Annotated in this window: 21 protein-coding genes; 6 read left to right on the top strand and 15 right to left on the bottom strand. The window is 72.2% G+C overall.

Annotated elements, in window-relative coordinates; translation table 11 throughout:
• The first annotated feature begins 53 nt into the window (after positions 1-53).
• The 4 genes from QIT00_RS10050 (at position 54) to mshC (ending at position 3,678) form a co-directional block, all read left to right on the top strand.
• Positions 54-749: a histidine phosphatase family protein gene (locus QIT00_RS10050; RefSeq protein ID WP_282534814.1), complete on the top strand. Its 696-nt coding sequence runs from the start codon at positions 54-56 to the stop codon at positions 747-749.
• A 158-nt stretch (positions 750-907) separates the two neighbouring features.
• Positions 908-1,498, top strand: coding sequence for a DUF3090 domain-containing protein (locus QIT00_RS10045; protein WP_282534813.1), 591 nt, complete (start codon positions 908-910; stop codon positions 1,496-1,498).
• On the top strand, positions 1,462-2,310 hold the full coding sequence (locus tag QIT00_RS10040; protein WP_282534812.1) for an SCO1664 family protein: 849 nt from the start codon (positions 1,462-1,464) through the stop codon (positions 2,308-2,310). Before QIT00_RS10045 ends, QIT00_RS10040 begins: the two co-directional genes overlap by 37 nt.
• A 138-nt stretch (positions 2,311-2,448) precedes the next feature.
• Positions 2,449-3,678: a cysteine--1-D-myo-inosityl 2-amino-2-deoxy-alpha-D-glucopyranoside ligase gene (gene mshC, locus QIT00_RS10035; RefSeq protein WP_282534811.1), complete on the top strand. Its 1,230-nt coding sequence runs from the start codon at positions 2,449-2,451 to the stop codon at positions 3,676-3,678.
• A gap of 164 nt (positions 3,679-3,842) precedes the next feature.
• Here mshC and QIT00_RS10030 read toward each other — a convergent pair whose 3' ends face one another.
• Together QIT00_RS10030 and QIT00_RS10025 are read right to left on the bottom strand one after the other, a co-directional pair.
• Positions 3,843-4,856, bottom strand: coding sequence for a PAC2 family protein (locus tag QIT00_RS10030; protein ID WP_282534810.1), 1,014 nt, complete (start codon positions 4,854-4,856; stop codon positions 3,843-3,845).
• A gap of 224 nt (positions 4,857-5,080) precedes the next feature.
• Entirely contained in the window at positions 5,081-5,752 is a 672-nt protein-coding gene (locus QIT00_RS10025) for a FadR/GntR family transcriptional regulator (RefSeq protein ID WP_282534934.1), read from the bottom strand.
• Between the two features lie 192 nt (positions 5,753-5,944).
• Here QIT00_RS10025 and QIT00_RS10020 point away from each other — a divergent pair, with 192 nt between their 5' ends.
• On the top strand, positions 5,945-6,502 hold the full coding sequence (locus QIT00_RS10020; protein WP_282534809.1) for a MarR family winged helix-turn-helix transcriptional regulator: 558 nt from the start codon (positions 5,945-5,947) through the stop codon (positions 6,500-6,502).
• A 103-nt stretch (positions 6,503-6,605) separates the two neighbouring features.
• Here QIT00_RS10020 and QIT00_RS10015 read toward each other — a convergent pair whose 3' ends face one another.
• Genes QIT00_RS10015 through QIT00_RS09965 form a run of 11 tightly spaced genes read right to left on the bottom strand, consistent with a single transcriptional unit; the run spans position 6,606 to position 16,540 of the window.
• Entirely contained in the window at positions 6,606-7,622 is a 1,017-nt protein-coding gene (locus QIT00_RS10015; RefSeq protein ID WP_282534933.1) for an aromatic ring-hydroxylating oxygenase subunit alpha, read from the bottom strand.
• Positions 7,623-7,627: 5 nt separating this feature from the next.
• On the bottom strand, positions 7,628-7,858 hold the full coding sequence (locus QIT00_RS10010; protein ID WP_282534808.1) for a recombinase-like helix-turn-helix domain-containing protein: 231 nt from the start codon (positions 7,856-7,858) through the stop codon (positions 7,628-7,630).
• An 18-nt stretch (positions 7,859-7,876) separates the two neighbouring features.
• On the bottom strand, positions 7,877-8,815 hold the full coding sequence (locus QIT00_RS10005; protein WP_282534807.1) for a PDR/VanB family oxidoreductase: 939 nt from the start codon (positions 8,813-8,815) through the stop codon (positions 7,877-7,879).
• Between the two features lie 10 nt (positions 8,816-8,825).
• Positions 8,826-10,454, bottom strand: coding sequence for a thiamine pyrophosphate-binding protein (locus QIT00_RS10000; protein ID WP_282534806.1), 1,629 nt, complete (start codon positions 10,452-10,454; stop codon positions 8,826-8,828).
• A 13-nt stretch (positions 10,455-10,467) separates the two neighbouring features.
• Positions 10,468-11,244, bottom strand: coding sequence for an SDR family oxidoreductase (locus tag QIT00_RS09995; RefSeq protein ID WP_282534805.1), 777 nt, complete (start codon positions 11,242-11,244; stop codon positions 10,468-10,470).
• 28 nt (positions 11,245-11,272) lie between these two features.
• Entirely contained in the window at positions 11,273-12,025 is a 753-nt protein-coding gene (locus tag QIT00_RS09990; protein ID WP_282534804.1) for an SDR family oxidoreductase, read from the bottom strand.
• Positions 12,018-12,539 carry a cupin domain-containing protein gene (locus tag QIT00_RS09985; RefSeq protein ID WP_282534803.1) on the bottom strand — a complete coding sequence of 174 codons (522 nt, stop codon included), beginning with the start codon at positions 12,537-12,539 and terminating at the stop codon, positions 12,018-12,020. Before QIT00_RS09985 ends, QIT00_RS09990 begins: the two co-directional genes overlap by 8 nt.
• Before the next feature lie 3 nt (positions 12,540-12,542).
• Positions 12,543-13,340, bottom strand: a complete 798-nt coding sequence (locus tag QIT00_RS09980) for an alpha/beta fold hydrolase (protein ID WP_282534802.1) — start codon at positions 13,338-13,340, stop codon at positions 12,543-12,545.
• A complete protein-coding gene (locus QIT00_RS09975; protein ID WP_282534801.1) occupies positions 13,337-14,134 on the bottom strand; it encodes an aspartate dehydrogenase domain-containing protein in 798 nt (265 codons plus the stop codon). Before QIT00_RS09975 ends, QIT00_RS09980 begins: the two co-directional genes overlap by 4 nt.
• Positions 14,131-15,039, bottom strand: coding sequence for a VOC family protein (locus QIT00_RS09970; protein ID WP_282534800.1), 909 nt, complete (start codon positions 15,037-15,039; stop codon positions 14,131-14,133). Before QIT00_RS09970 ends, QIT00_RS09975 begins: the two co-directional genes overlap by 4 nt.
• 22 nt (positions 15,040-15,061) lie before the next feature.
• A complete protein-coding gene (locus tag QIT00_RS09965) occupies positions 15,062-16,540 on the bottom strand; it encodes an aldehyde dehydrogenase family protein (RefSeq protein WP_282534932.1) in 1,479 nt (492 codons plus the stop codon).
• Between the two features lie 420 nt (positions 16,541-16,960).
• On the opposite strand from QIT00_RS09965, the gene QIT00_RS09960 reads away from it, so the two are divergent.
• Positions 16,961-18,358: an MFS transporter gene (locus QIT00_RS09960; protein ID WP_282534799.1), complete on the top strand. Its 1,398-nt coding sequence runs from the start codon at positions 16,961-16,963 to the stop codon at positions 18,356-18,358.
• Between the two features lie 204 nt (positions 18,359-18,562).
• On the opposite strand, the gene QIT00_RS09955 is transcribed toward QIT00_RS09960, so the two are convergent.
• Positions 18,563-20,188 carry a glycerol-3-phosphate dehydrogenase/oxidase gene (locus tag QIT00_RS09955; RefSeq protein ID WP_282534798.1) on the bottom strand — a complete coding sequence of 542 codons (1,626 nt, stop codon included), beginning with the start codon at positions 20,186-20,188 and terminating at the stop codon, positions 18,563-18,565.
• 47 nt (positions 20,189-20,235) lie between these two features.
• Positions 20,236-21,771, bottom strand: a complete 1,536-nt coding sequence (glpK, locus tag QIT00_RS09950; protein WP_282534797.1) for a glycerol kinase GlpK — start codon at positions 21,769-21,771, stop codon at positions 20,236-20,238.
• Positions 21,772-21,778 lie beyond the last annotated feature (7 nt).

The raw sequence follows: 21,778 nt of genomic DNA, 5'->3' as shown, positions 1-21,778 counted from the left end.
GTGATCCGGGCCTGTACGCATCCCCGCGGCCAGGTCCGCCTACGCTGGCAGCCATGCCCACCCTGATCCTTGTCCGGCACGGCCGGTCCACCGCCAACACCGCGGGCGTGCTCGCCGGACGGACGCCGGGAGTGGTCCTCGACGAGCGCGGCGCGGCCCAGGCCGCCGCCCTGCCGGGACGGCTCGCCGATCTGCCGATCGCCACGGCCGTGAGCAGCCCCCTGGAGCGCTGCCGGCAGACCCTTGAGCCGCTGCTCGCCGCCCGCCCGGAGCTCACGCTGCACACCGAGGAGGGCGTCAACGAGTGCGACTACGGCGACTGGTCGGGCCGCAAGCTCGCCGAGCTCGCCGACGAACCCCTCATGCAGGTGGTCCAGCAGCACCCCTCCGCCGCCGCCTTCCCGGGCGGCGAGTCCATGCGCGCCATGCAGCACCGCGCCGCCGAGGCGGTACGGGAGTGGAACGCGCGCGTGGAGCGTGATTTCGGATCCGACGCCCTCTATGTGATGTGCTCCCACGGCGACATCATCAAGTCGCTCGTCGCGGAGGCGCTGGGGCTCCACCTCGACCTGTTCCAGCGGATCTCCGTCGAGCCCTGTTCGGTCACCGTGATCCGGTACACGCGGCTCCGCCCCTTCCTCGTACGCCTCGGGGACACCGGGGACCTGGGCGGGCTCGCCCCGCGCGACAACGGGACCGACGCCGGGCGGGGCGACGCGACGGTCGGGGGCGGTGCGGGCGCACCGTGATCGTCGCCCGCAGTAGGGTGACCCACGTCGGCCGCGGCCCGGGTCGCAGCACTTCAAGCCGTCGAACCCGATAGTCGGCAGGCCCGACAACGCCAGCAGGCCCGACAGCCAGCAGTACTTACACCAGCAGTACCCGATACCGAGGGAGAGGCCAGGACGTGTCCCGTCAGGTGTTCCTCTACGACCCGCCGGAACGTTTCGTGGCCGGCACGGTCGGGCTCCCCGGGCGCCGTACGTTCTTCCTGCAGGCCTCCGCCGGTGGCCGGGTCACGAGCGTTGCCCTGGAGAAGACCCAGGTGGCCGCGCTCGCCGAGCGGATGGACGAGCTGCTCGACGAGGTCGTGCGGCGCAGCGGCGGCAGCGCCCCCGTGCCGGCCGTCGCACCCAGCGAGATCGCTGACAGCGCGCCCCTCGACGCCCCCGTCGAGGAGGAGTTCCGCGTCGGCACCATGGCGCTCGCCTGGGACGGCGAGGAGCAGCGCATGGTCGTCGAGGCCCAGGCGCTGGTCGAGTTGGACGCCGACGACGACGAGGACCTCGCCGAGGCCGAGGAGCGGCTGCTCCAAGACGACGAGAACGGCCCGCCGATGCTGCGCGTACGGCTCTCCGGAGCGCAGGCCAGGGCCTTCGCCAAGCGCGCCCTCGACGTCGTGAACGCGGGCCGTCCGCCGTGCCCGCTGTGCAGCCTGCCGCTCGACCCGGAAGGACACGTATGCCCGCGTCAGAACGGATACCGGCGCGGCCTGTGACCGCAGGCGCGGAGGCCGTCGATCTGCTGACGCACGGCGAACTCACCGTGCTCGGACGGATCCGCGAAGCCTCTAACGCGGTTCTCTACTGCTCGGTCGAGCACGAGGGCGCCCGCGCGCACTGCGTGTACAAGCCGGTCGCCGGTGAGCGTCCGCTGTGGGACTTCCCCGACGGCACGCTCGCCCAGCGCGAGGTCGCCGCGTACGAGGTGTCGCGGGCCACCGGCTGGGATCTCGTACCGCCGACCGTCCTGCGCGACGGGCCGCACGGCGAGGGCATGTGCCAGCTGTGGATCGAGCCGGTCGCCCCGTCGGAGGGGGACTCCGCGCCCGAACTCCTCGCGCTCGTCGACGGCGAGGAGCCCGGCGAGGGCTGGAAGGCCGTCGGCTTCGCCGAGGTCGGCGAGGGGCGCACCGCCCTGCTCGTGCACGCCGACGACCCCCGCCTGCGCCGCCTCGCCGTCCTCGACGCCGTGATCAACAACTCCGACCGCAAAGGCGGCCACCTGCTGCCCGCACCCGGCGACACGCTGTACGGCATCGACCACGGCGTCACCTTCCACGTGGACGACAAGCTGCGCACCCTGCTGTGGGGCTGGGCCGGCGAGCCGCTGACCGCGGAGGCCGTCGACGTCCTCGCCGCCCTCGCGCGGGACCTGGCCGAGGGGGCGCCGCTCGCGAACCGGCTCGTGGAGTTGATCACTCCGGCCGAGGTGCACGCCGTACGCGAACGGGTGGCCGAATTGCTGCGGTCCGGGGTGCACCCGGTGCCGAACGGATCGTGGCCGGCGATTCCGTGGCCGCCCGTGTGAGCTCTGCCCTCGGCGACGGGTGGGGCCGGGGTGGTGGAGCGGCGCGGCACATCGGCGGCCGAGACGCAAGAGGGCCTTCCCGGCCAGAAGATCCGGTCCGGTTCGTATCCGGAAGGCGCGTCCGGTTAGTCTCGAAGCATGCATGCCTGGCCCGCTTCCGAGGTCCCCGCCCTGCCCGGCAAGGGCCGCGACCTCAGGATCCACGACACCGCGACCGGTGGGCGCATCGCCCTTGACCCCGGTCCCGTCGCCCGTATCTACGTCTGCGGCATCACGCCGTACGACGCGACCCACATGGGTCACGCGGCGACCTACAACGCGTTCGACCTCGTTCAGCGCGTGTGGCTCGACACCAAGCGGCAGGTTCACTACGTCCAGAACGTGACCGACGTGGACGATCCGCTCCTGGAGCGGGCCGTGCGCGACGGCGTCGACTGGACCGGGCTCGCGGAGCGCGAGACCGCACTCTTCCGCGAGGACATGACCGCCCTGCGGATGCTGCCCCCGCAGCAGTACATAGGCGCCGTCGAGGCCATACCCGGGATCGTCCCGCTGGTCGAGCGACTGCGTGACATGGGCGCCGCCTACGAACTCGAGGGCGACGTCTACTTCTCCGTCGAGTCGGACGCCCACTTCGGCGAGGTCTCCCGCCTCGACGCCGCCGCCATGAAGGCGCTCTCCGCGGAGCGCGGCGGCGACCCGGAGCGCCCCGGCAAGAAGAACCCCCTCGACCCGATGCTGTGGATGGCCGCCCGCGAGGGCGAGCCCAGCTGGGACGGCGCCAGCCTCGGCCGCGGCAGGCCCGGCTGGCACATCGAGTGCGTCGCCATCGCCCTGGACCACCTCGGCATGGGCTTCGACGTCCAGGGCGGAGGCTCCGACCTGGCCTTCCCGCACCACGAGATGGGCGCCTCGCACGCCCAGGTCCTCACCGGAGAGCACCCCTTCGCGAAGGCGTACGTGCACGCGGGGATGGTCGGTCTGGACGGCGCGAAGATGTCGAAGTCCAAGGGCAACCTGGTCTTCGTCTCGAAGCTGCGCCGCGACGGCGTCGACCCGGCCGCGATCCGGCTCGCGCTCCTCGCCCACCACTACCGCGCCGACTGGGAGTGGACCGACCAGGTCCTCCAGGACGCCGTGGACCGCCTGGGCCGCTGGCGCGCCGCCGTCTCCCGGCCCGACGGCCCGGCCGCCGAGGCGCTCGTCGAGGAGATCCGCGAGGCCCTGTCCGACGACCTCGACGCCCCGAAGGCGCTCGCGGCCGTCGACCGCTGGGCCGCGCTCCAGGCCTCCGAGGGCGGTACGGACGAGGGGGCGCCCGGTGTGGTGTCCCGCGCCGTCGACGCGCTCCTTGGTGTGGCGCTGTAGTACCTGCGTAGGCAAAGGCGCCGGACGAGTTCGACTCGTCCGGCGCCTTCTTTTGCTTTCCCCGCCCCGCCCCTTCCCGAAAGCCTGCGGCGCTTCGGGGCTCTGCCCCGGACCCCGCTCCTCAATCTCCCCCAGCTATCGCTGGGAGGTGCCCCCAGAGGGGCTCAATTGTCGCCCTGCTCGTCGTCATCGGAGGGCTCGTCGTCCTCCGGTGGCTCCGGCTGTGCCTTGGGCTCCTGGGGCAGCGGCTTCGGCGGGCGCGTGCGGTCGCTCGCGGTGTCGCGCAGGAACGGGCCCGCGTCGCTGCCGTCCGTCGCGTGCCCCGGGCCCGCCGGGCCGCCGTCACGCCGACGGAGGTAGCGCTCGAACTCGCGGGCGATCGCCTCGCCGGACGCCTCGGGCAGCTCCGCCGTGTCGCGGGCCTCCTCCAGGCTCTGCACGTACTCCGCGACCTCGCTGTCCTCGGCCGCCAGCTGGTCCACGCCCAGCTGCCAGGCGCGCGCGTCCTCGGCCAGCTCGCCGAGCGGGATGCGCAGGTCGATCAGGTCCTCCAGGCGGTTCAGGAGGGCCAGGGTCGCCTTCGGGTTGGGCGGCTGCGAGACGTAGTGCGGGACGGCCGCCCAGAGCGAGACCGCGGGGACACCCGCGTGCGTGCAGGCCTCCTGGAGGATGCCGACGATGCCGGTGGGGCCTTCGTACCGCGTCTCCTCCAGGTTCATCGTGCGGGCCAGGTCCGGGTCGGACGTGACGCCGCTGACCGGGACGGGGCGGGTGTGCGGGGTGTCGCCGAGCAGGGCGCCCAGGATCACCACGAGCTCGACGCCCAGTTCGTGGGCGAAGCCGAGGAGTTCGTTGCAGAACGAGCGCCAGCGCATGGACGGCTCGATGCCGCGCACCAGGACGAGGTCGCGCGGCTTGTCACCGCCGACCCGGACGACGGACAGGCGGGTCGTCGGCCAGGTGATCTTGCGGACGCCGCCGTCCAGCCACACCGTGGGACGGTTGACCTGGAAGTCGTAGTAGTCCTCGGCGTCGAGGGCGGCGAACACCTCGCCCTTCCACTCCCGGTCCAGGTGTGCGACCGCGGTGGAGGCGGCGTCGCCTGCGTCGTTCCAGCCCTCGAACGCGGCCACCATGACCGGGTCGACCAGCTCGGGAACCCCCTCGAGCTCGATCACCCAGCGCCTCCTTCCGACGTTCCCCCAGAGCCTTGAGGGTCTGGGAGGGACCCCACTCGCGTACGCCCCAACCTTACGGCGTCCGCGGGGGGCCTCCGCAGCCCCCTTGCATGCCCCTGGCACGCCAGAAGTGATGCATACGCCTCAGCGCAGAGGTCTATTCGTCCGAGCCGTGGATGGTCAACTGTGCGAGGTGGGTGGGGGAGTGGTGCTGGTGACGGCGCTCACAGCGTCGAGCGCAGCCACTGCTCGACGCTCGCGATGTGCACCGTCGCCCAGGAGCGGGCCGCCTCGGCGTCGCGGTCGCGGAGCGCGGTGAGGATCATGCGGTGTTCGTGCAGGGTCCGGCTGACCGCGTCCTCCTGGGTGAGGCCGCGCCAGACCCGGGCCCGGGTCGTCGGCCCGGACAGGCCGTCGAGCAGCGAGCAGAGCACCGAGTTGCCGGAGGCCTGCACGATGCCGCGGTGGAACTCCAGGTCGGACGCGACCAGCTCCTCGACCGACGGGGCCGTGCCGAGGGCGTCCAACTGGGCCTCCAGGGCGTCCAGTTCGGCGTCGCCGATCTGCTTGCAGGCGATCGCCGTGGCCGCCGGTTCCAGGATGCGGCGGACGGCGAGGAACTCCAGGACCGTGTCGTCGCGGTGGAAGTCGACGACGAAGCTCAGGGCCTCCAGGAGGAGTTGGGGGTCGAGACTGGTGACGTACGTGCCGTCGCCCTGGCGTACGTCGAGGATGCGGATCAGGGCGAGGGCGCGCACCGCCTCGCGCAGGGAGTTGCGGGAGAGGCCCAGGTCGGCGGCGAGTTCGCTCTCCTTGGGCAGGCGGTCGCCGGGGCGCAGCGCGCCGGAGACGATCATGCCCTTGATCTTCTCGATCGCCTCGTCCGTGACCGCCATGGTGCCCCCGCCTCGACCCGTCGGCACGCCCGCGTCCTCGCCGCATCCTCGCCGAGGCCGTGCGCGCCGGTAGACATCCGATGTATCGGCCTCATTATGACCCCGGGTGGGGGGAGGGCGTATGTGTTTCAGGGCTAAGGTTTCTTCGGCGGCTCGACGGAGCGGCCACGAGGGGAAGGCAGGCAGTCGCACATGACGGGGAAGAACGCCGGGAAGAACGCCGGGAAGAACGGGGCCGTCCGCAAGGACGCGGTCGCGTCGATCATCGAGGACTGGGCGCGCGAGCGGCCCGAGCTCGACACCTCGCCCCTGGAGGTCCTCGCACGGCTGCACCGCACCTTCCTGCGCTACAACACCCGGCTGACCTCCGCGATCGACCGGCACGGCCTGGCGGTGGCCGGGTTCGACGTACTGACGGCGCTGCGCCGCGCGGGAGCGCCGTACCGGCTCACGGCCGGGCAGTTGGCCGACTCGGGGCTCGTCTCGTCGGCCGGGGTGACGCTGCGGATCGACCGGCTTGAGAAGGACGGGCTCATCGTGCGGGAGCGGGACGCCGACGACCGGCGCGTCGTGTACTCGCGGCTCACGGACGCCGGTCTGGCCAAGGTCGACGAGGTGTTCGCGGAGCACCTGGACAACGAGCGCCGCATGCTGGCCGGACTGTCTCCTGCGGAGTGCCGTCAACTGGCTCGGTTGCTGTCCAAGTTGGAGCGGTCCATCGAGGAGACGGCGGTGCCGGACGAGGGGTGAGCCGGGTTCGCCGCGGGGGTTTCCGCGGAGTCCGGTCCGCGCCTGGTCGTGGGCTGAGCGTGCAGTTCCCCGCGCCCCTGAAGAGGCACGGGGAACCGTCAGGTCAGCCGGCCGGGACCGCCTGCGACTCCGCCCCCGCTCGGTAGAGCCTCCGCAGCCGCACCACGCCCAGGTCGTGCTGGTAGAGGTTCTCCTGCTGGTCCGCGTCGGACGGCATCGCCTCCAGCATCACGCGGTCCTGCTCCAGGACGGCCCAGTGGCGCTCCTCGATCAGCGTCCGGTAGAGGAAGCGCCAGCTGTCGCGCTGCCAGCCCTGGACCTTGCGGTAGCGCCAGAAGAACACCGCGCAGCGCTCCTCGTCGACCGGGCGGACCATGCCGACGATCCCGAACGGGCCGCCGGGACCCGCCGACGGCGGGTACGGGATGGACAGGTCCACCCAGTCCACGCCCGTGCGGCACAGCTCCACCCAGTCGAAGTTGACGCCCCGCTGGTCGGTCTTCTCGAAGAAGTAGCCGCGGTCGGTCTCCCGGATGCGGAACTTGGCGGTCGTGTCGCCCTCGAACATGGTGTGCGAGTCGTGGTGCAGGAACGCCCCGTGCATCGGGTCGAGCAGATTCTCCACCGCGTACCGCCACGGCACGTTCCACTCCGCGTAGCAGAGGAACGCGTCGATGTCCGGGTCGGTGAGCGGCTCGGGGAGCGTCAACTCGACCGGCTGCGGCTGCTGTTCGGAGCCGAAGTACGCGAGGACCGCACCCGCGACCTCCCGTACCGGAAGGGAGCGGACGAGCTGCTTGCCCTCCAGGTTGCAGCCGGGCAGCCCGGGCACCGACGACACCGTGCCGTCGGTCTCGACCTCCACGCCGTGGTACCAGCACGCCACCCGGTCGCCCAGGTGCTTGCCGAGGGAGAGCGGGGCGCCGCGGTGCGGGCAGCGGTCGGCGAGCATGCTCAGGGTGCCGTCGGAGCGGCGGAACAGCAGCCACTGCTCGCCGAGGACGGTGACCTTGTGCATCGCACCCGGGGCGACGAAGTCGGAGGGGCAGACCGGGTGCCACTGGCCGCGCAGGCCGGTCGCGTAGATCTGGTCAGCGGTCAGGGTCAGGGTCAGGGTCATGGTGGTCACGCTCCCAGTCGGTGCATCTCGGCGCGGAAGGAGTCCTCGGTCCACGGGGTGCCGTCGGGCGCGGGGACCTGGCGGGCGTTCAACCCCCGCACGACATCGGCGAGTTCATGGCCTTCCTTGGTGAAGACCTCTTCGAGGGTGGCGGCCAGCTTGTACTCGTACGGGGACGGCTCGCGCGTACGGGACTGGTGCACGTCCAGGTACGGCCAGGTCTCTGCGGTGTTCATGTCGGGTGCTCCCAGGGGCTAGAGGTCGAGGGCGAGGCGGCCGGACGCGCAGCGCGAGACGCAGATCATCATCGAGGCGTTCGCGGCGTGCTCGGCTTCGGAGAGGAGGAAGTCGCGGTGGTCGGGTGTGCCGTCGAGCACCCGGGTCTCGCAGGAGCCGCAGATGCCGTCGCGGCAGGAGCTCTCCACGGTCAGGCCGGCCTGCTCGGCGGCCTCCAGGATCGAGGTGTCGGGTCCGACGGTCAGGGTGAGCCCGGACGCGCGGCACTCCACCTCGAACTCCCCGTCGTCCGCGACGCGTTCGACGACCGGAGCCGCGAACCGCTCCACCCGCAGGACCTCCGCCGGGCAGGCGGCCTCCACGGCGGCGAGCAGCGGCTCGGGCCCGCAGCAGTACACGAGCGTGCCCTCCGGCAGCTCCGCGAGCGCGGCGGCCAGATCGATATGGCCCTGCTCGTCCTGCGGTACGAGGGTCAAGTCGCCGCCGAACGCGGCCAGTTCGTCGGCGAAGGCCATCGAGGCGCGGCTGCGGCCGCCGTACACCATCCGCCACGCGGCCCCGCGCCGGGCGGCCTCGCGGGCCATGGCGAGGATCGGGGTGACGCCGATGCCGCCCGCGAGGAACACGTACCCGGCGGCTTCCTCCAGGGCGAAGTGGTTGCGCGGCTCCGACACGGTGACCCGCTGGCTGGGCCGCAGCACGGTGTGCACATGGCGCGAACCGCCGCGCGAGGACGGCGCGTCGAGGACACCGATGCGGTACGAGCCGCACGCGGCCGGGTCGCCGCACAGGCTGTACTGGCGGATCTGCCCGCCCACGTGCACGTCGATGTGCGCACCCGGCGCCCAGGCGGGCAGCGGCTTTCCGTCCGGGTGGACGAGCTCGACGGACAGGACGCCCTCGGCCTCCCAGGTCATCCGCCGTACCAGCAGCTCCAGTTGACGTTCTTCGCTCATGGCGGCCTCCCTACGCGGCGGGGATCTTGACGGGCGGGGTGAATGGGTTCTTCATCGGGCCGAGCGCCGCCAGGTCCACCTCGACGAGCACCGGCCCGTCGGAGGCCACGGCCTGGTCGATTACCGGCGCGGCGTGCTCGGCGTCCGCGATCCGCAGATACGGCAACCCGCAGGCGCGGGCCAGGAGTTCGAAGTCGGGCGTGGCCAGGTCGACACCGGAGCGGCGGTCCGCGTACCGGTCCTGCATGTTGCGCAGCACGCCGTAGCCGCCGTCGTTGAAGACCAGCAGGGTCAGGCACGGGCGCTCCTGGGCCAGGGTGAGGAGTTCGCCGAGGTGGACCGCGAGGCCGCCGTCGCCGGCGATCACGACCGTCGGCCGGTCCGGGGCGGCGAGCGCGGCCCCGATGCCCATGCCGAGGCCCTGCCCGATGCCGCCCCCGCGCGGGAAGACGTTCGCCCTCGGGTCGTACATCTCCAGGAGGCGGTTGCCCCAGCTGCTGGACGCGATCGTGACGTCACGGGCGACCACGGCGTCCCGGGGGAGCGCCGCCCGCAGCGCGTCGCAGATCGCGGCCTGCGGGCCGAGGTTGTCGTGCAGGGCCGACCGGACCTCCGTACGCACCTGGCCGACCCGCTCCGTCCACGCGGGCTCGGCGCGGCGGGCGTGCGGCAGCAGGGCCCCCAGCGTGTCGGCCGCGTCGCCGTGCAGGGCGTGCGTGGCCGGGTAGACGCGGCCGAGCGCCGCCGCGTCGATGTCGATCTGGATGTGCTGCTCCGGAATCCGCAGCCCGTAGTCGGCCGTCTCGTTGGAGCGGAAGTGCGTGCCCACGGTCAGGAGCAGGTCGGCGTCGGCGAGCAGGGCGCGGCCCGCGGGGGTGGTGGCGAAGTTGCCGACGACCTGCGGGTGGTCCTCGGGGACGCTGCCGCGCCCCGAGTTGGAGGTGAGTAGCCCGGCGCCGGTGGCCTCTACGAGCGCGGCCAGTTCGGTACGGGCCCGCACCGCGCCGCCGCCCGCCCAGATCAGCGGACGCCGAGCGGAGGACAACAGCTTTGCTGCGGAGGCGATTTGGGCGGGGTCGGGGGCGGCCGGGGAGGGCTCCGCGGGCGGCGCATCCGGCGCGTCCGTCTGGGCCGCGTACTGCAGGTCGATCGGCCACTCGACACTCGCCGGGCCGCCCGGCGCGGCGAGCGCGGCGGCCGCCGCCTCGCGCAGGACCCGGCCCGCCTCGCCGGCGGAGCGCACGGTCGCGGCGTACTTCGAGACCGCGGTCAGCATGCCCAGCTGGTCCTTGGTCTCGTGGATGAAGCCACGGCCGCTGCCCAGGAACTCGGTCTCGACCTGGCCGGTGACGTGCAGGACGGACGTTCCCGAGGCCAGTGCCTCGACCAGCGAACCGGCCGCGTTGCCCGCACCCGTGCCCGTCGACGTCAGCGCGCAGCCGAGTCCGCCGCGGGCCCGGCCGTACGCGTCGGCCGCGTTCACGGCGGTCGCCTCGTGCCGGACGGGTACGAAGCGCAGCTCGCGGTCGACGGCCTCGACCAGCGGCAGATTGTGCACCGAGACGATCCCGAAGACCGTGTCGATGCCGAGTTCCCTCAGGACGGCGACGAGGAGCGCGCCCCCATGGTCGTAACGCATGCAGCAGTACCCCTCAGAGAATGCCGCGGCCGACTCCGCCGCAGACGTCGATGCTGGTTCCGGTGATGTACGAGGCCCGCGGCGAGAGCAGCGCGACGATCGCGTACGCGACCTCCTCGGCCCGGCCGAGCCGCCCGAGCGCGATGCCCCGGTCCGCGGCCAGCTCCGCCTGCCAGTCCTCGTACGAGAGCCCGGAGTCGGCGGCCGCGTGCCGGCGGGTCCACTGGCCGGTGTCGACCAGGCCCAGGCAGACCGAGTTGACCCGGATGCCGTCCGAAGCCAGCTCCTGGGCAAGAGACTTGGACAGGTTGAGGATGCCGGCGCGGGCGGCGCTGGTCGTGATGAGGCGGGGCTCGGGCTGCTTGGCGAGGACGGCGTTGACGTTGACGACGGACGCCGCGTCCGAGGCCCTCAGATGTCCGCGGGCCGCCTGCAGCGGGTGGAGGACGCCCGCGAACTTCAGCTCCAGCTCGTCGCGCCAGTCGTCCGCGGTCGTGTCGTCCAGGCGCTTCATGCGGGACTGCCCGGCGTTGTTGACCAGGCCGTCCACGCGCCCGCCGAACGCGTCGGCGGAGCCGCGTACGAACTCCCTTACGGCGGCGGCGTCCCGTACGTCGCACACCGCGGTGAAGAGCCGCTCGTGCTCCCCGGCGCGCTTCAGGCGCTCGGCGTCGCGGCCGCAGGTGGCGACGTTCGCGCCCTCGTCGAGCAGGGCGCGGACCGTGGCCAGGCCGACGCCCGAGCTGCCTCCGGTGACCACGTAGGTCCGGTCGGCGAGGCCCAGATCCATAAGTTCCGTCTCCAGTACGTCAGTTGGTTCAGTGCATGGTGAAGCCGCCGTTGACGGCGACCACCTGTCCGGTGAGATAGCGGGACTCCTCGGAGAGGAGGAACGCGGCGAGCCCGACCAGGTCGTCCGGCTGCTGCGGCCGGGAGATCGCCCGGTTCGCGGCGTACAGGCCATGCCGCTCCTCGGGGACCGTCTCGGTCGCCTCGCACTCGGTGAGGCCGGGCGCGAGGGCGTTCACGGTGATGCCGCGCTCGCCCAGCTCCCGCGCCATGGCCCGGGTGAGGGCGATGACGGCGCCCTTGGACGCGATGTAGTGGGCGAGCCGGGGCGAGCCGTAGAGGGCCGCGTCCGAGGCGATGTTCACGATCCGCCCGACCGGGCCGAAGTGCGGGTGCAGGGCCTTGGCGACGAGCCAGGGGCCGCGCGCGTTGACCGTCATCAGGCGGTCCCAGGTCTCGATGTCGATGTCCTGGAACTCCTTGCCGCCCACCCCGTTGGCGAGCGCGGCATTGTTGACGAGACCGTAGAGCCCGCCCAATTCCCTTGCGGTTGCGGCGAGTTCGGCGACCGAGGCCGGGTCGGCGACATCGCAGCGCACGAAGTGGGCGTCGATGCCCTCGCCCCGCAGCTCCGCCGTGGCCGCCTCGCCGCGCTCCTGCTCCAGCTCGGCGACGACGACCCGGAAGCCGTCCGCGCCCGCCCGGCGGGCCATGGCCAGTCCCAGGCCACGGCCCGCCCCGGTCACGACGACGAGGCGGCCGTCGGGGGACTGCTCAGTCACGGGTGATCCCGTACAGCGGGGAGTACTCGGGGTACGTCGGGACCTGCGGCTTCTGCGTGCCGATGACGACGCAGAACAGGGCGTCGGTGTCGCCCTCGTTCTTCAGTGAGCGGGTCACGCCGGCCGGGACGACGATCATGTCGCGGTAGCCGAGTGTGCGGTACTCGACCTCGTCGGGGCCGCGGTGGACGCCGACGCGGACCTCGCCCTCCAGGACGAAGAAGGCCTCCTCCACGTCGTGGTGGGTGTGGGCCGGGCCCTCGGCGCCCGGGGGCAGCAGCATGTTGGAGAACGTGAAGCCGCCGGAGGGCAGGATGCGGTTGTCGCCCTCGTGGTTGCCGGTGGCGCCGGAGCCGACGTACCGGATCTGCGCGCGCTTGTACTGCGGGCCCGCCTTCTCCTGGAAGGAGAGGGTGCCCCAGTCGGGCTCGCGGGACTCCTTGGAGGCGATCAGCGAGTCGGTGTACTTGCCGAGGTCGCCGCCGTTGTCGTACGCGGTGGTGGTCAGAGGCATGGCTCAGCCCTTTCGCTGGTGCGTGCTTCGCTGGTTCGTGACGATGTGCAGGTGGGACAGGACCCAGGCGTTGAACCGCTCGGGCTGTTCCTGGTTGGCCAGGTGACCGGCGTCCTTGACGATCACGTAGGCGCATTTGTGCAGGCCCCCGGCGAGGGCCTGGGAGGCCTCGACTCCGGTGACCGTGTCGCGGTCGCCGCAGACCACGAGCGTGGGCGCGGTGACGGCGGACAGTTCGGGGCGCAGGTCGGCGGCGGCCATCGACGCGGCGGCGTGCCCGTAGCCGGGCAGTCGTACCGCGCCCGCCATGGTGTCGACGACCCGCTGGACCAGTGCGGCGGGCGCCTCGTCCGACACGAGCCGTGGCCCGCGCCGCTCGGCGAAGGCGCGCGGCCCCAGCTCGGCCAGTTCCTCGGCGCGGGCGCGCATCCCCGCCGCCTTCTCCGGATCGGTACCGGAACCGGCGCTGGAGTCCGCGACGATCAGCGAGGCCACCAGGTCCGGGTGCCGGGCGGCGAGCCGCAGCGCGATCACGCCGCCCCAGGAGACGCCGAGGACATGCGCGGGCTCCCCGTACGAGCGGATCACCCCGGCCGCCGCGTCCGCGAAACCGTCCAGGTCCAACTCGCCCTCGGAATCGGGGGACTTGGCGTATCCGGGAGCGTCCCAGGCGACCACCCGGGCGTACGCGGAGAGGGCGTCCAGCTGCGGCGCGAAGGCGGCCGAGGACGACCCGATGCCGTGCAGACAGAGCAGCAGCGGCCCTTCGGCGCCTGCCTCTTCCAGGTGGACGGCGGTCACAGAATCTGCCCCGTCCGCCCGGCGAGCGCGGCGAGTGAGCGCAGTACCGCGTACGGCACGACCTGGCTGGTCGCCGGGTTGCCCGGGTCGGGGGCGTGGGCCACCTCGAAGCGGTACGCGCCGTGCGTGCCGGAGGCCTCGACGACGTGCCGGGTGCGGGTCGCGCCCGGGTCCGCGACGACCCGGACCCGCACAGCGTCCAGGTCGCCGACGGCCAGCGCGACCGAGGCCGCGACGTTGGTCGACTTGGGGAACTTCACCGGGACGTCCCGGGCGGTGCCCGCCATGACCTCGACCGGGCCGGTGGCCGACCTCATCCGGGCGAGCAACTCCTCGTCCATCCAGGGCTGTTCGAGGGTCGAGGGCAGCTTGGTGGTGGTGAGGTGGACGTCTTCGAGGGGGCCGAGGTGCCGTACGGCCTGCAGCAGGTCGAGTCCGCCGACGGCGCCGCCCGTGAAGTACACCCGGCCGGGCCCGGCCGCGAGCAGTCGCTTGGCCAGCTCGTCGTCGGTGAGGGCCCCGGTGGAGGCGATCAGCAGATCGGTGCCGGAGGTGAGGACCCGCTCGGCCCACTCCCGTACGACACCCTGGCCCGCGGCCTCCACGATCAGGTCGCACCGCTCGACGGCCTCCTCGAAGGGGACCTGCGGCGCGGGCGCGGCCTCGCCGAGCGGCCGGTTGTCGACGACGCACGTCAACTCGGCTCCCTGGACGTCCTGTCCGGCGAGCGCAGTGCCGACGACGCGGCCGATGGCGCCCCAGCCGACGATCCCCACCTTGAGGGTCCTGGTCACTTCTGCTCTCCTTCCGGCCGTCCGGCCATGTGGCAGCGGATCTCCTTCGACGGCGGCCCGGCCGTGCCCCACAGGTCGGACAGCTCCGGCACCCGCCGCCACACCTTCGCGATCCAGCGGTCCTCGACGACCTGCGCGACCTCGGAGGTGTACTCGCAGACGAGGCCGGTCGGATCGGTGAAGTACGAGAACGTGTTGTTGCCGGGGCCGTGCCGGCCGGGCCCCCACTGCGGGACGATCCCGTGGTGCCGAAGGCGCCCCAGGCCCCGCATGAAGTGGTCGACCGAACTCATCTCGTACGCCACGTGGTTGAGGGAGACCCACTCGGCCTGGTTGAACGCGATGCAGTGGTGGTCGGCGTTGCAGCGCAGGAACGCCATCTGGTGCTCGGACCAGTCGGAGACGCGCAGGCCGAGCACGTCGCAGTAGAAGGCGACGGCCGCGTCGATGTCGGGGGTGTTGAGGACGGTGTGCGTCACGCCGACCGGCACGGCGGCCTCCCGGCCGCGCGGGGCGACCGCCCAGGTGTCGGCGGACAGCTCGATGAGGCGGCCCTCGTGGTCGTGGAAGCGCAGGCCGTAGCCGCCGCCGACCTGGTCGAGCGGGCCAGGACCGGCCACCGGCGTGATACCGCGCGCCTCCAGCCTGCGGGCCGCCTCGTCGATCTCGGCCGGGGTGGCCACGGCGAAGACGATCCGGCCGAGCCCGGTGCGCTCGGAGCGGGACAGCTGCAGGGCGTGGTGCTCCTCGCCGGTGCCGCGCAGCCAGCTCGCGCTGTGCTCGGACTCGACGACCTCCAGGCCCCAGGCGTCCTCGTAGAAGTCGGTGGCCTCGGCGAAGGCCGGGGTCAGCAGCTCGACGGAGCGCAGGGCGCGCAGCCGGGCGATCGGGGGATGGTTGGTCATAGGAACTCTCCGACGGGGGTGATCAGTTGGCCCAGGGCAGCGGGGACTCGGAGGTGCCCCAGTAGAGGGACTTCTGGCGCTGGTACCGGCGGATGCCGTCCCGGCCCTTCTCCCGGCCGAGGCCGCTGTCCTTCATGCCGCCGAACGGGGTGGAGATGCTGAACTGCTTGTACGTGTTGATCCAGACGGTGCCCGCCTCGATGCGGCGCGCGATCCGCCAGGCGGCCCGGTGGTCCCGCGTCCAGATCCCGCAGGCCAGGCCGTAGACGGAGGCGTTGGCTCGGTCGACCAGGTCGTCCTCGTCGTCGAAGGGCAGCGCGACGAGCACCGGCCCGAAGATCTCCTCCTGGCAGACCCGGGCGTCGTTGGTGAGCCCGTCGAGCACGGTCGGCAGGTAGTACGCGCCGTCGGCGTACGCCTCGCCCTCCGGCACGGCACCACCGGCGAGCACCCGGGCGCCCTCCGAGCGGGCCAGGTCCACGTACGCGGCGACCGCGTCCCGGTGCTTGTGATGCACGAGAGGCGCGACCTGCGTGGCCGGGTCTGTACCCGGGCCCACCCTCAACTTCCGCACCCGCTGGGCTAGTTCACTGACAAACTCGTCGTACAGCGCACGTGCCACGAAGAGCCGCGAACCGGCGATGCAGGACTGGCCGCTGGACGAGAACACCCCGAACATCACCCCGGCGAGGGCCTGTTCGACATCGGCGTCGGCGAGGACGACCGTCGGCGACTTGCCGCCCAGCTCCAGGGAGACCGGCATCAGCTTCTCGGCGGCCGCGTGGGCGAGGGTGCGCCCGGTCGACGTGCCACCGGTGAACGACACCTTGCCGACCCGCGGATCCCGCACGATCGCGTCCCCCACCACACTGCCGCGCCCCGGCAACACCGCCAACAGGGCGGTGGGCAGGCCGAGTTCGTCGAGGGCCCGGGTCACCAGACGGCCGAGCGCGAGCGACACGAGCGGCGTCCAGTCGGCGGGCTTGAGCAGCACCGCGTTGCCGCCGGCGAGGGCCGGGGCGAGCTTCTGCGCGTCGCTCGCGACCGGCGAGTTCCACGGGTTGATCGCGCCGACGACGCCGATCGGCTCGTACACGCTCATCGTCACGTACGCCCCGCGCGCCGGGGTGATGGACTCCTCGGCGGTCTCCAGGGCGGCGGCGGTGTACCGGAACGTGCCCGCCGCGCTCGCGACCAGGGCACGCGTCTCGGTGAGCGCCTTGCCGGTGTCGGCGGTCTGCAGCGCAGCCAGGCCGTCCGCCTCCGCGTCGATCAACTCCGCGATACGGGTGAGGAGTCGGGCGCGCTGGTGGGGGAGCAGGTCGCGCCAGCGGGGGTCGGCTGCAGCCCGCGCCGCGGCCTCGGCCGCCTCGGCGACCTCCTCGACGGTGGCCGCGTGCACGGTGGCGAGCGTGCGTCCGGTGGCTGGGTCGACGGTCTCGGTCGGCGCGCCCGTGCCACGGCGCCAGGCTCCGGCGATCAGTGCCTCGTCCGGAGGGATCGGGAACGCCTCGTCCGGGGGGACCGGGAGCGCCTCGTCCGGGGGGACCGGGAGCGCCTCGTCCGGGGGGACCGGGAGCGCCTCGTCCGGGGGAGTCGGGGTCATGCGGGTCTCCTTGCGGCGGCTTGCAGCGGCTTGCAGCGGCGGTCCGTCTCAGCGCCGTCTCAGCGCTAGAAATCTAAGGGCTTAGATATTTTCGGCGCAAGACCCCGTCGTGACTTCTTTTGCTGCCCAGACTCTTGACGACCCACGGGAGGAGGGCGATACAACTTAAGCGCTTAGAAACTTTGCGCTAACCCGACACGTCCGCCCGGGTTCCGCCCACCGGCGCCAGCAAGCAGAATCTGCGCTGCGCCGTCCCTCCCGTACGCCGTACCCCGTTCGACGTTCCCCGCTCCCTCATCGCCGCGGAGTCCCCGTATGACGCTCAACGCCCCCGACACGCCGCGCCCCACGCCGGGCAGCGCCGTCCGGGCCTCGATTTCCGCCCGCTTCGAGAGACTGCCGCTCAGCCGCTGGCACGTCACCGTCCGCCTCATCGTCGGCGCCGTGACCTTCTTCGAGGCCTTCGACCAGCTCCTCATCGCCTACGCGATGCCCGAGCTGCGCGCCGAGTGGCAGCTGTCCACCTCGGCCGCCACGCTGATGCTCACCATCGGCTCCCTCGGCATGCTCGTCGGCGCGCTCCTGTCCGGCCGGCTCGCCGACCGCATCGGCCGTGTCAAGGTCATCGCCCTCTGCATCGGAATCTCCAGCCTCGCCAACCTGGCCCTCGCCGCGACCACCTCGCCCGAGCAGTTCATGGCGCTGCGCTTCGTCCAGGGCCTGGCGATCGGCGGTGAGGTCCCGGTCGCGGCCACCTTCATCGCCGAGATCACCCGCAGCCACAAGCGCGGCCGCTTCGTACTTCTCTACGAACTCGTCTTCCCGGCCGGCCTCACCGTCGGCGCCCTCGTCGCCGCCTGGGTGGTGCCGATCCTCGGCTGGCGCTGGATGTACGCGCTCGCCGCGATCCCCGGGGTGCTCTGCGTCCTCGTGCAGAAGGCCGTGCCCGAGTCCCCGCGCTGGCTCGCCGAGCACGGCAGGACCGAGGAGGCCGAGGCGACCATGGTCCGCATCGAGACCGCGGTCGAGCGCGCCACCGGCAAACCGCTGCCCCCGGTCGGCGAGGCCCTGCCCGTCACCCCGCCCGGCGAGGGCTCCTCGGGCCTGCGCGGCCTCTTCAGCGGCCGCTACCGCCGCCGCACCCTCGTCATCGGCGGGCTCTGGTTCACCGGCTACTTCGTCAACTACGGCATCATGTCCTGGCTCCCGACGATCTACCAGAACCGGTACGACCTCTCCCTCTCGGACGCCCTGCTCTACTCCACCGTCACGTCCTGCGCGGGCCTCCTCGGCTGCCTGGTCGCGGCCCTCACCGTCGACCGGGCAGGCCGGCGCCGCGTCATCACGTCCTGCCTCGGCGGCGCGGCGGCCGTCCTGCTCGTCCTCGCCTGGCTCGGCGCGAGCACGCCGGTGCAAGTCCTGGTCTGGACGTCGCTTGCCGCGGTGTTCTTCTTCGGCTCCAATATCTGCCTGTACGTCTACACACCGGAGCTCTTCCCGACCCGGATGCGGGCCCTCGGCAGCAGCGTCGGCGGCGCGTTCAACCGCCTCGGCGTCATCTTCGGCCCGATCGCGGTCGGCGCGGTGTACGCGGGCGGCGACATCGGCACGGTCTTCCTGGTCCTGGGCGGAGTCGCCCTCGCGGGCGCGGTCGTCGCGGGCTTCGGCGCGGAGGAGACCGCCGGGCGGCGCCTGGAAGAGGTCTCGCCCTGAGTGGCTCTTGAGGGGCGCGCTGGTTGGTTTTCAGGGGCGCGCTGGTTGGTTTTTAGGGGCGCGGGGCTGTGACATGTGCGGTTCCGCCGCGGGGCGCGATCAGCCACGACGGCGCAGCCGACGAACGAGAACGCCGGAGGGGCTCGAACTGAGCCTCTCCGGCGCTTGAGGAGCAGGGGGTCCGGGGGCGTAGCCCCCTGGGGGCTACTTGTCGGAGCCCAGCATGGACTCGACCCTGCCCCGCACCTCGTCCGTGGCCAGCCCCCGGATCGTCAGCGTCGTACGGCGCCGCAGCACGTCGTCCGCGGTCTCCGCCCACTCGTGGTCACGGGCGTACGCGACCTGCGCCCAGATCTCCGGGGCGTCCGGGTGTATGCGCTCCGCGAGCGCCGGGTCCTCGTTGGCCAGGCGCGCGATGTCGAAGGACAGCGAGCCGTAGTGCGTGGCCAGGTGCCGCGCGGTGTCGGCCGACATCCGCGGACCCGGCGTACCGCCATCCACGAGCAGCCGGTGCGCCACCGCGTTCGGGTTCGAGATACCGGGCAGCGGAATCTTCTTGGGCAGCTGCGAGATCGGCTGCATGTCCTCGCCGAGCGGGTGACCGGGCAGCTCCGCCAGCTTGTTCATGATCGTGCGCCCGATGTGCCGGAACGTCGTCCACTTGCCGCCCGCCACCGACAGCATGCCGCCGCGGCCCTCGCTGACGACCGTCTCGCGCTTCGCCTTGGAGGTGTCGCCGGGACCGCCCGGCAGCACCCGCAGACCCGCGAAGGCGTACGTGATCAGGTCACGGGACAGCTGCTGGTCCCGGATCGAGAACGCCGCCTCGTCCAGGATCTGCGCGGTGTCCTGCTCGGTCACCGACACGTCCCGGGGGTCGCCCTCGTACTCCTCGTCCGTGGTGCCGAGCAGCAGCATGTCCTCCCAGGGCAGGGCGAACGTGATGCGGTACTTGTCGATCGGCGTGGCCAGGGCGGCCTTCCAGGGCGCGGTGCGCTTGAGGACCAGGTGCGCGCCCTTGGAGAGGCGGATGGACGGCGCCGCGTTCTCGTCCTCCATCCGGCGCAGGTGGTCCACCCACGGGCCGGTGGCGTTCAGCACGAGCCGGGCGTTCACGCCGAACTCGTCACCCGACTGACGGTCCTTGAGCTCGGCGCCCGTGACCCGGCCCTTGGTGAAGCGAAGGCCGGTGACCTCGGCGTGGTTGAGGACGACGGCGCCCGCCTCGACCGCCGCGCGGACCGTCATCAGGGCCATCCGCGCGTCGTTCATCTGGTCGTCGCCGTACACGGCCACGGCCTTCAGGTTGTCCGTGCGCAGCTCCGGCACGTCCTGCGCGGCCTTGGCGGGCGACAGCAGGTGGCCGACGCCGTCCCCGAAGGCGGACAGGGCGCTGTACGCGAACACGCCCGCGCCCAGCTTCGCCGCACCGTGCGGGCCGCCCTTGTAGACGGGCAGGTAGAACGTCAGCGGGTTGGCGAGGTGCGGTGCCACCTGACGGGACACCGCACGCCGCTCGAAGTGGTTCTCCGCGACCAGCTTCACGGCGCCGGTCTGCAGGTAGCGCAGACCGCCGTGCAGCAGCTTGGAGGAGGCCGACGAGGTGGCACCGGCGAAGTCACCGGCGTCCACGAGGGCCACCCGCAGGCCGGCCTGCGCCGCGTGCCACGCGGTGGAGATGCCCAGGATGCCGCCGCCGACGACGAGCAGGTCGTACGTCGCCTTCGCCAGCTGCTCGCGGGTCTCCGCGCGGCTCGGGTTCGAACCGCCCGCCGGGTGCAGCCCGAGCGCCGGGTAGGCGGGGCCGTTCTGCAGAGTGGGGGTGCTCATGGGTGTTTGCTCCTCGTCAGCTCGTCCTCGAGGCCGAAAGCGCCGGGTCAGTCACCGGAGGTCTCGTCCTCGATCCAGCCCATGGTCCGCTCGACGGCCTTGAGCCAGTTCTTGTACTCACGGTCCCGCTGGTCGGCGGGCATCCGGGGGGTCCACTCGGCGGCCCGGCGCCAGTTGGCGCGCAGGGCGTCGGTGTCCGGCCAGAAGCCGACGGCGAGGCCGGCGGCGTAGGCCGCACCGAGGCAGGTGGTCTCGGCGACCATGGGGCGCACCACCGGCGCGTCCGTGAAGTCGGAGATCGTCTGCATCAGCAGGTTGTTGGAGGTCATGCCGCCGTCGACCTTGAGGGCCGCGAGGTCGACGCCGGAGTCCTTCGTCATGGCGTCGGTGATCTCACGGGTCTGCCAGGCGGTGGCTTCCAGTACGGCGCGCGCGATGTGCGCCTTGGTGACGTACCGGGTCAGACCGGCGATCACACCGCGGGCGTCGGAGCGCCAGTACGGGGCGAAGAGGCCGGAGAACGCCGGGACGAAGTACGCGCCGCCGTTGTCCTCGACCGAGGACGCCAGCGTCTCGATCTCGGCGGCGGACTGGATCAGGCCCATCTGGTCCCGCATCCACTGCACGAGGGAGCCGGTGACGGCGATGGACCCCTCGAGGGCGTAGACGGGCTTCTGCTCGCCGATCTGGTAACCGACCGTGGTGAGCAGTCCGTTGTACGAGTTCACGGGCTCGTCACCGGTGTTCATCAGCATGAAGGTGCCGGTGCCGTACGTGGACTTGGCCTCGCCCTTCTCGAAGCAGGTCTGGCCGAACAGGGCCGCCTGCTGGTCGCCGAGGGCGGACGCCACGGGCACGCCGTCGAGGACGCCGCCCTTGGTGCGGCCGTACACCTCGGCGGAGGAGCGGATCTCGGGGAGCACGGCGGCGGGGATGCCGATCGAGTGCAGGATGCGCTCGTCCCAGGCCATCTCGTGCAGGTTCATCAGGAGGGTGCGGGAGGCGTTGGTGACGTCGGTGACGTGCACGCCGCCGTCGGTGCCGCCGGTCAGGTTCCAGATGACCCAGGAGTCCATGGTGCCGAAGAGGATGTCCCCGGCCTCGGCGCGCTCGCGCAGACCCTCGACGTTGTCGAGCAGCCAGCGCACCTTCGGGCCCGCGAAGTACGAGGCGAGCGGCAGGCCCGTCTCGCGGCGGAAGCGGTCCTGTCCGACGTTGCGGCCGAGCTCCTTGCAGAGCGCGTCGGTGCGGGTGTCCTGCCAGACGATGGCGTTGTGCACCGGCTCGCCGGTGTGCTTGTCCCAGAGCAGCGTGGTCTCGCGCTGGTTGGTGATGCCGATCGCCTTGACGTCGGCGGAGGTGATCCCGGCCTTGGCGATCGCCCCGGCGACCACGCTCTCGACGTTGGCCCAGATCTCCTTGGCGTCGTGCTCGACCCAGCCCGGCTTGGGGAAGATCTGCTCGTGCTCGCGCTGGTCGACGGAGACGATCCGGCCGTCCTTGTCGAAGACGATGCAGCGCGAGGACGTGGTGCCCTGGTCGATCGCCGCGATGAAGGGCCCTGCGGTGTGTGCGTCGGTCACTGTGTGC

It is taken from the genome of Streptomyces luteolus (assembly GCF_029968015.1).
Lineage (GTDB): Bacteria > Actinomycetota > Actinomycetes > Streptomycetales > Streptomycetaceae > Streptomyces > Streptomyces luteolus.
Note: the sequence above shows the minus strand (reverse complement) of the source record. Positions and strands in the feature narration are given on the sequence as shown.

What these genes read in the sequence shown, in the direction of transcription:
- QIT00_RS10050 (WP_282534814.1), top strand. Translation starts at nt 54, where the DNA reads ATGCCCACCCTGATCCTTGTCCGGCACGGCCGGTCCACCGCCAACACC.
- QIT00_RS10040 (WP_282534812.1), top strand. Translation starts at nt 1,462, where the DNA reads ATGCCCGCGTCAGAACGGATACCGGCGCGGCCTGTGACCGCAGGCGCG.
- mshC (WP_282534811.1), top strand. Translation starts at nt 2,449, where the DNA reads ATGCATGCCTGGCCCGCTTCCGAGGTCCCCGCCCTGCCCGGCAAGGGC.
- QIT00_RS10025 (WP_282534934.1), bottom strand. Translation starts at nt 5,752, where the DNA reads ATGGCGGTCACGGACGAGGCGATCGAGAAGATCAAGGGCATGATCGTC.
- QIT00_RS10020 (WP_282534809.1), top strand. Translation starts at nt 5,945, where the DNA reads ATGACGGGGAAGAACGCCGGGAAGAACGCCGGGAAGAACGGGGCCGTC.
- QIT00_RS10015 (WP_282534933.1), bottom strand. Translation starts at nt 7,622, where the DNA reads ATGACCCTGACCCTGACCCTGACCGCTGACCAGATCTACGCGACCGGC.
- QIT00_RS10010 (WP_282534808.1), bottom strand. Translation starts at nt 7,858, where the DNA reads ATGAACACCGCAGAGACCTGGCCGTACCTGGACGTGCACCAGTCCCGT.
- QIT00_RS10005 (WP_282534807.1), bottom strand. Translation starts at nt 8,815, where the DNA reads ATGAGCGAAGAACGTCAACTGGAGCTGCTGGTACGGCGGATGACCTGG.
- QIT00_RS10000 (WP_282534806.1), bottom strand. Translation starts at nt 10,454, where the DNA reads ATGCGTTACGACCATGGGGGCGCGCTCCTCGTCGCCGTCCTGAGGGAA.
- QIT00_RS09995 (WP_282534805.1), bottom strand. Translation starts at nt 11,244, where the DNA reads ATGGATCTGGGCCTCGCCGACCGGACCTACGTGGTCACCGGAGGCAGC.
- QIT00_RS09985 (WP_282534803.1), bottom strand. Translation starts at nt 12,539, where the DNA reads ATGCCTCTGACCACCACCGCGTACGACAACGGCGGCGACCTCGGCAAG.
- QIT00_RS09970 (WP_282534800.1), bottom strand. Translation starts at nt 15,039, where the DNA reads ATGACCAACCATCCCCCGATCGCCCGGCTGCGCGCCCTGCGCTCCGTC.
- QIT00_RS09960 (WP_282534799.1), top strand. Translation starts at nt 16,961, where the DNA reads ATGACGCTCAACGCCCCCGACACGCCGCGCCCCACGCCGGGCAGCGCC.
- QIT00_RS09955 (WP_282534798.1), bottom strand. Translation starts at nt 20,188, where the DNA reads ATGAGCACCCCCACTCTGCAGAACGGCCCCGCCTACCCGGCGCTCGGG.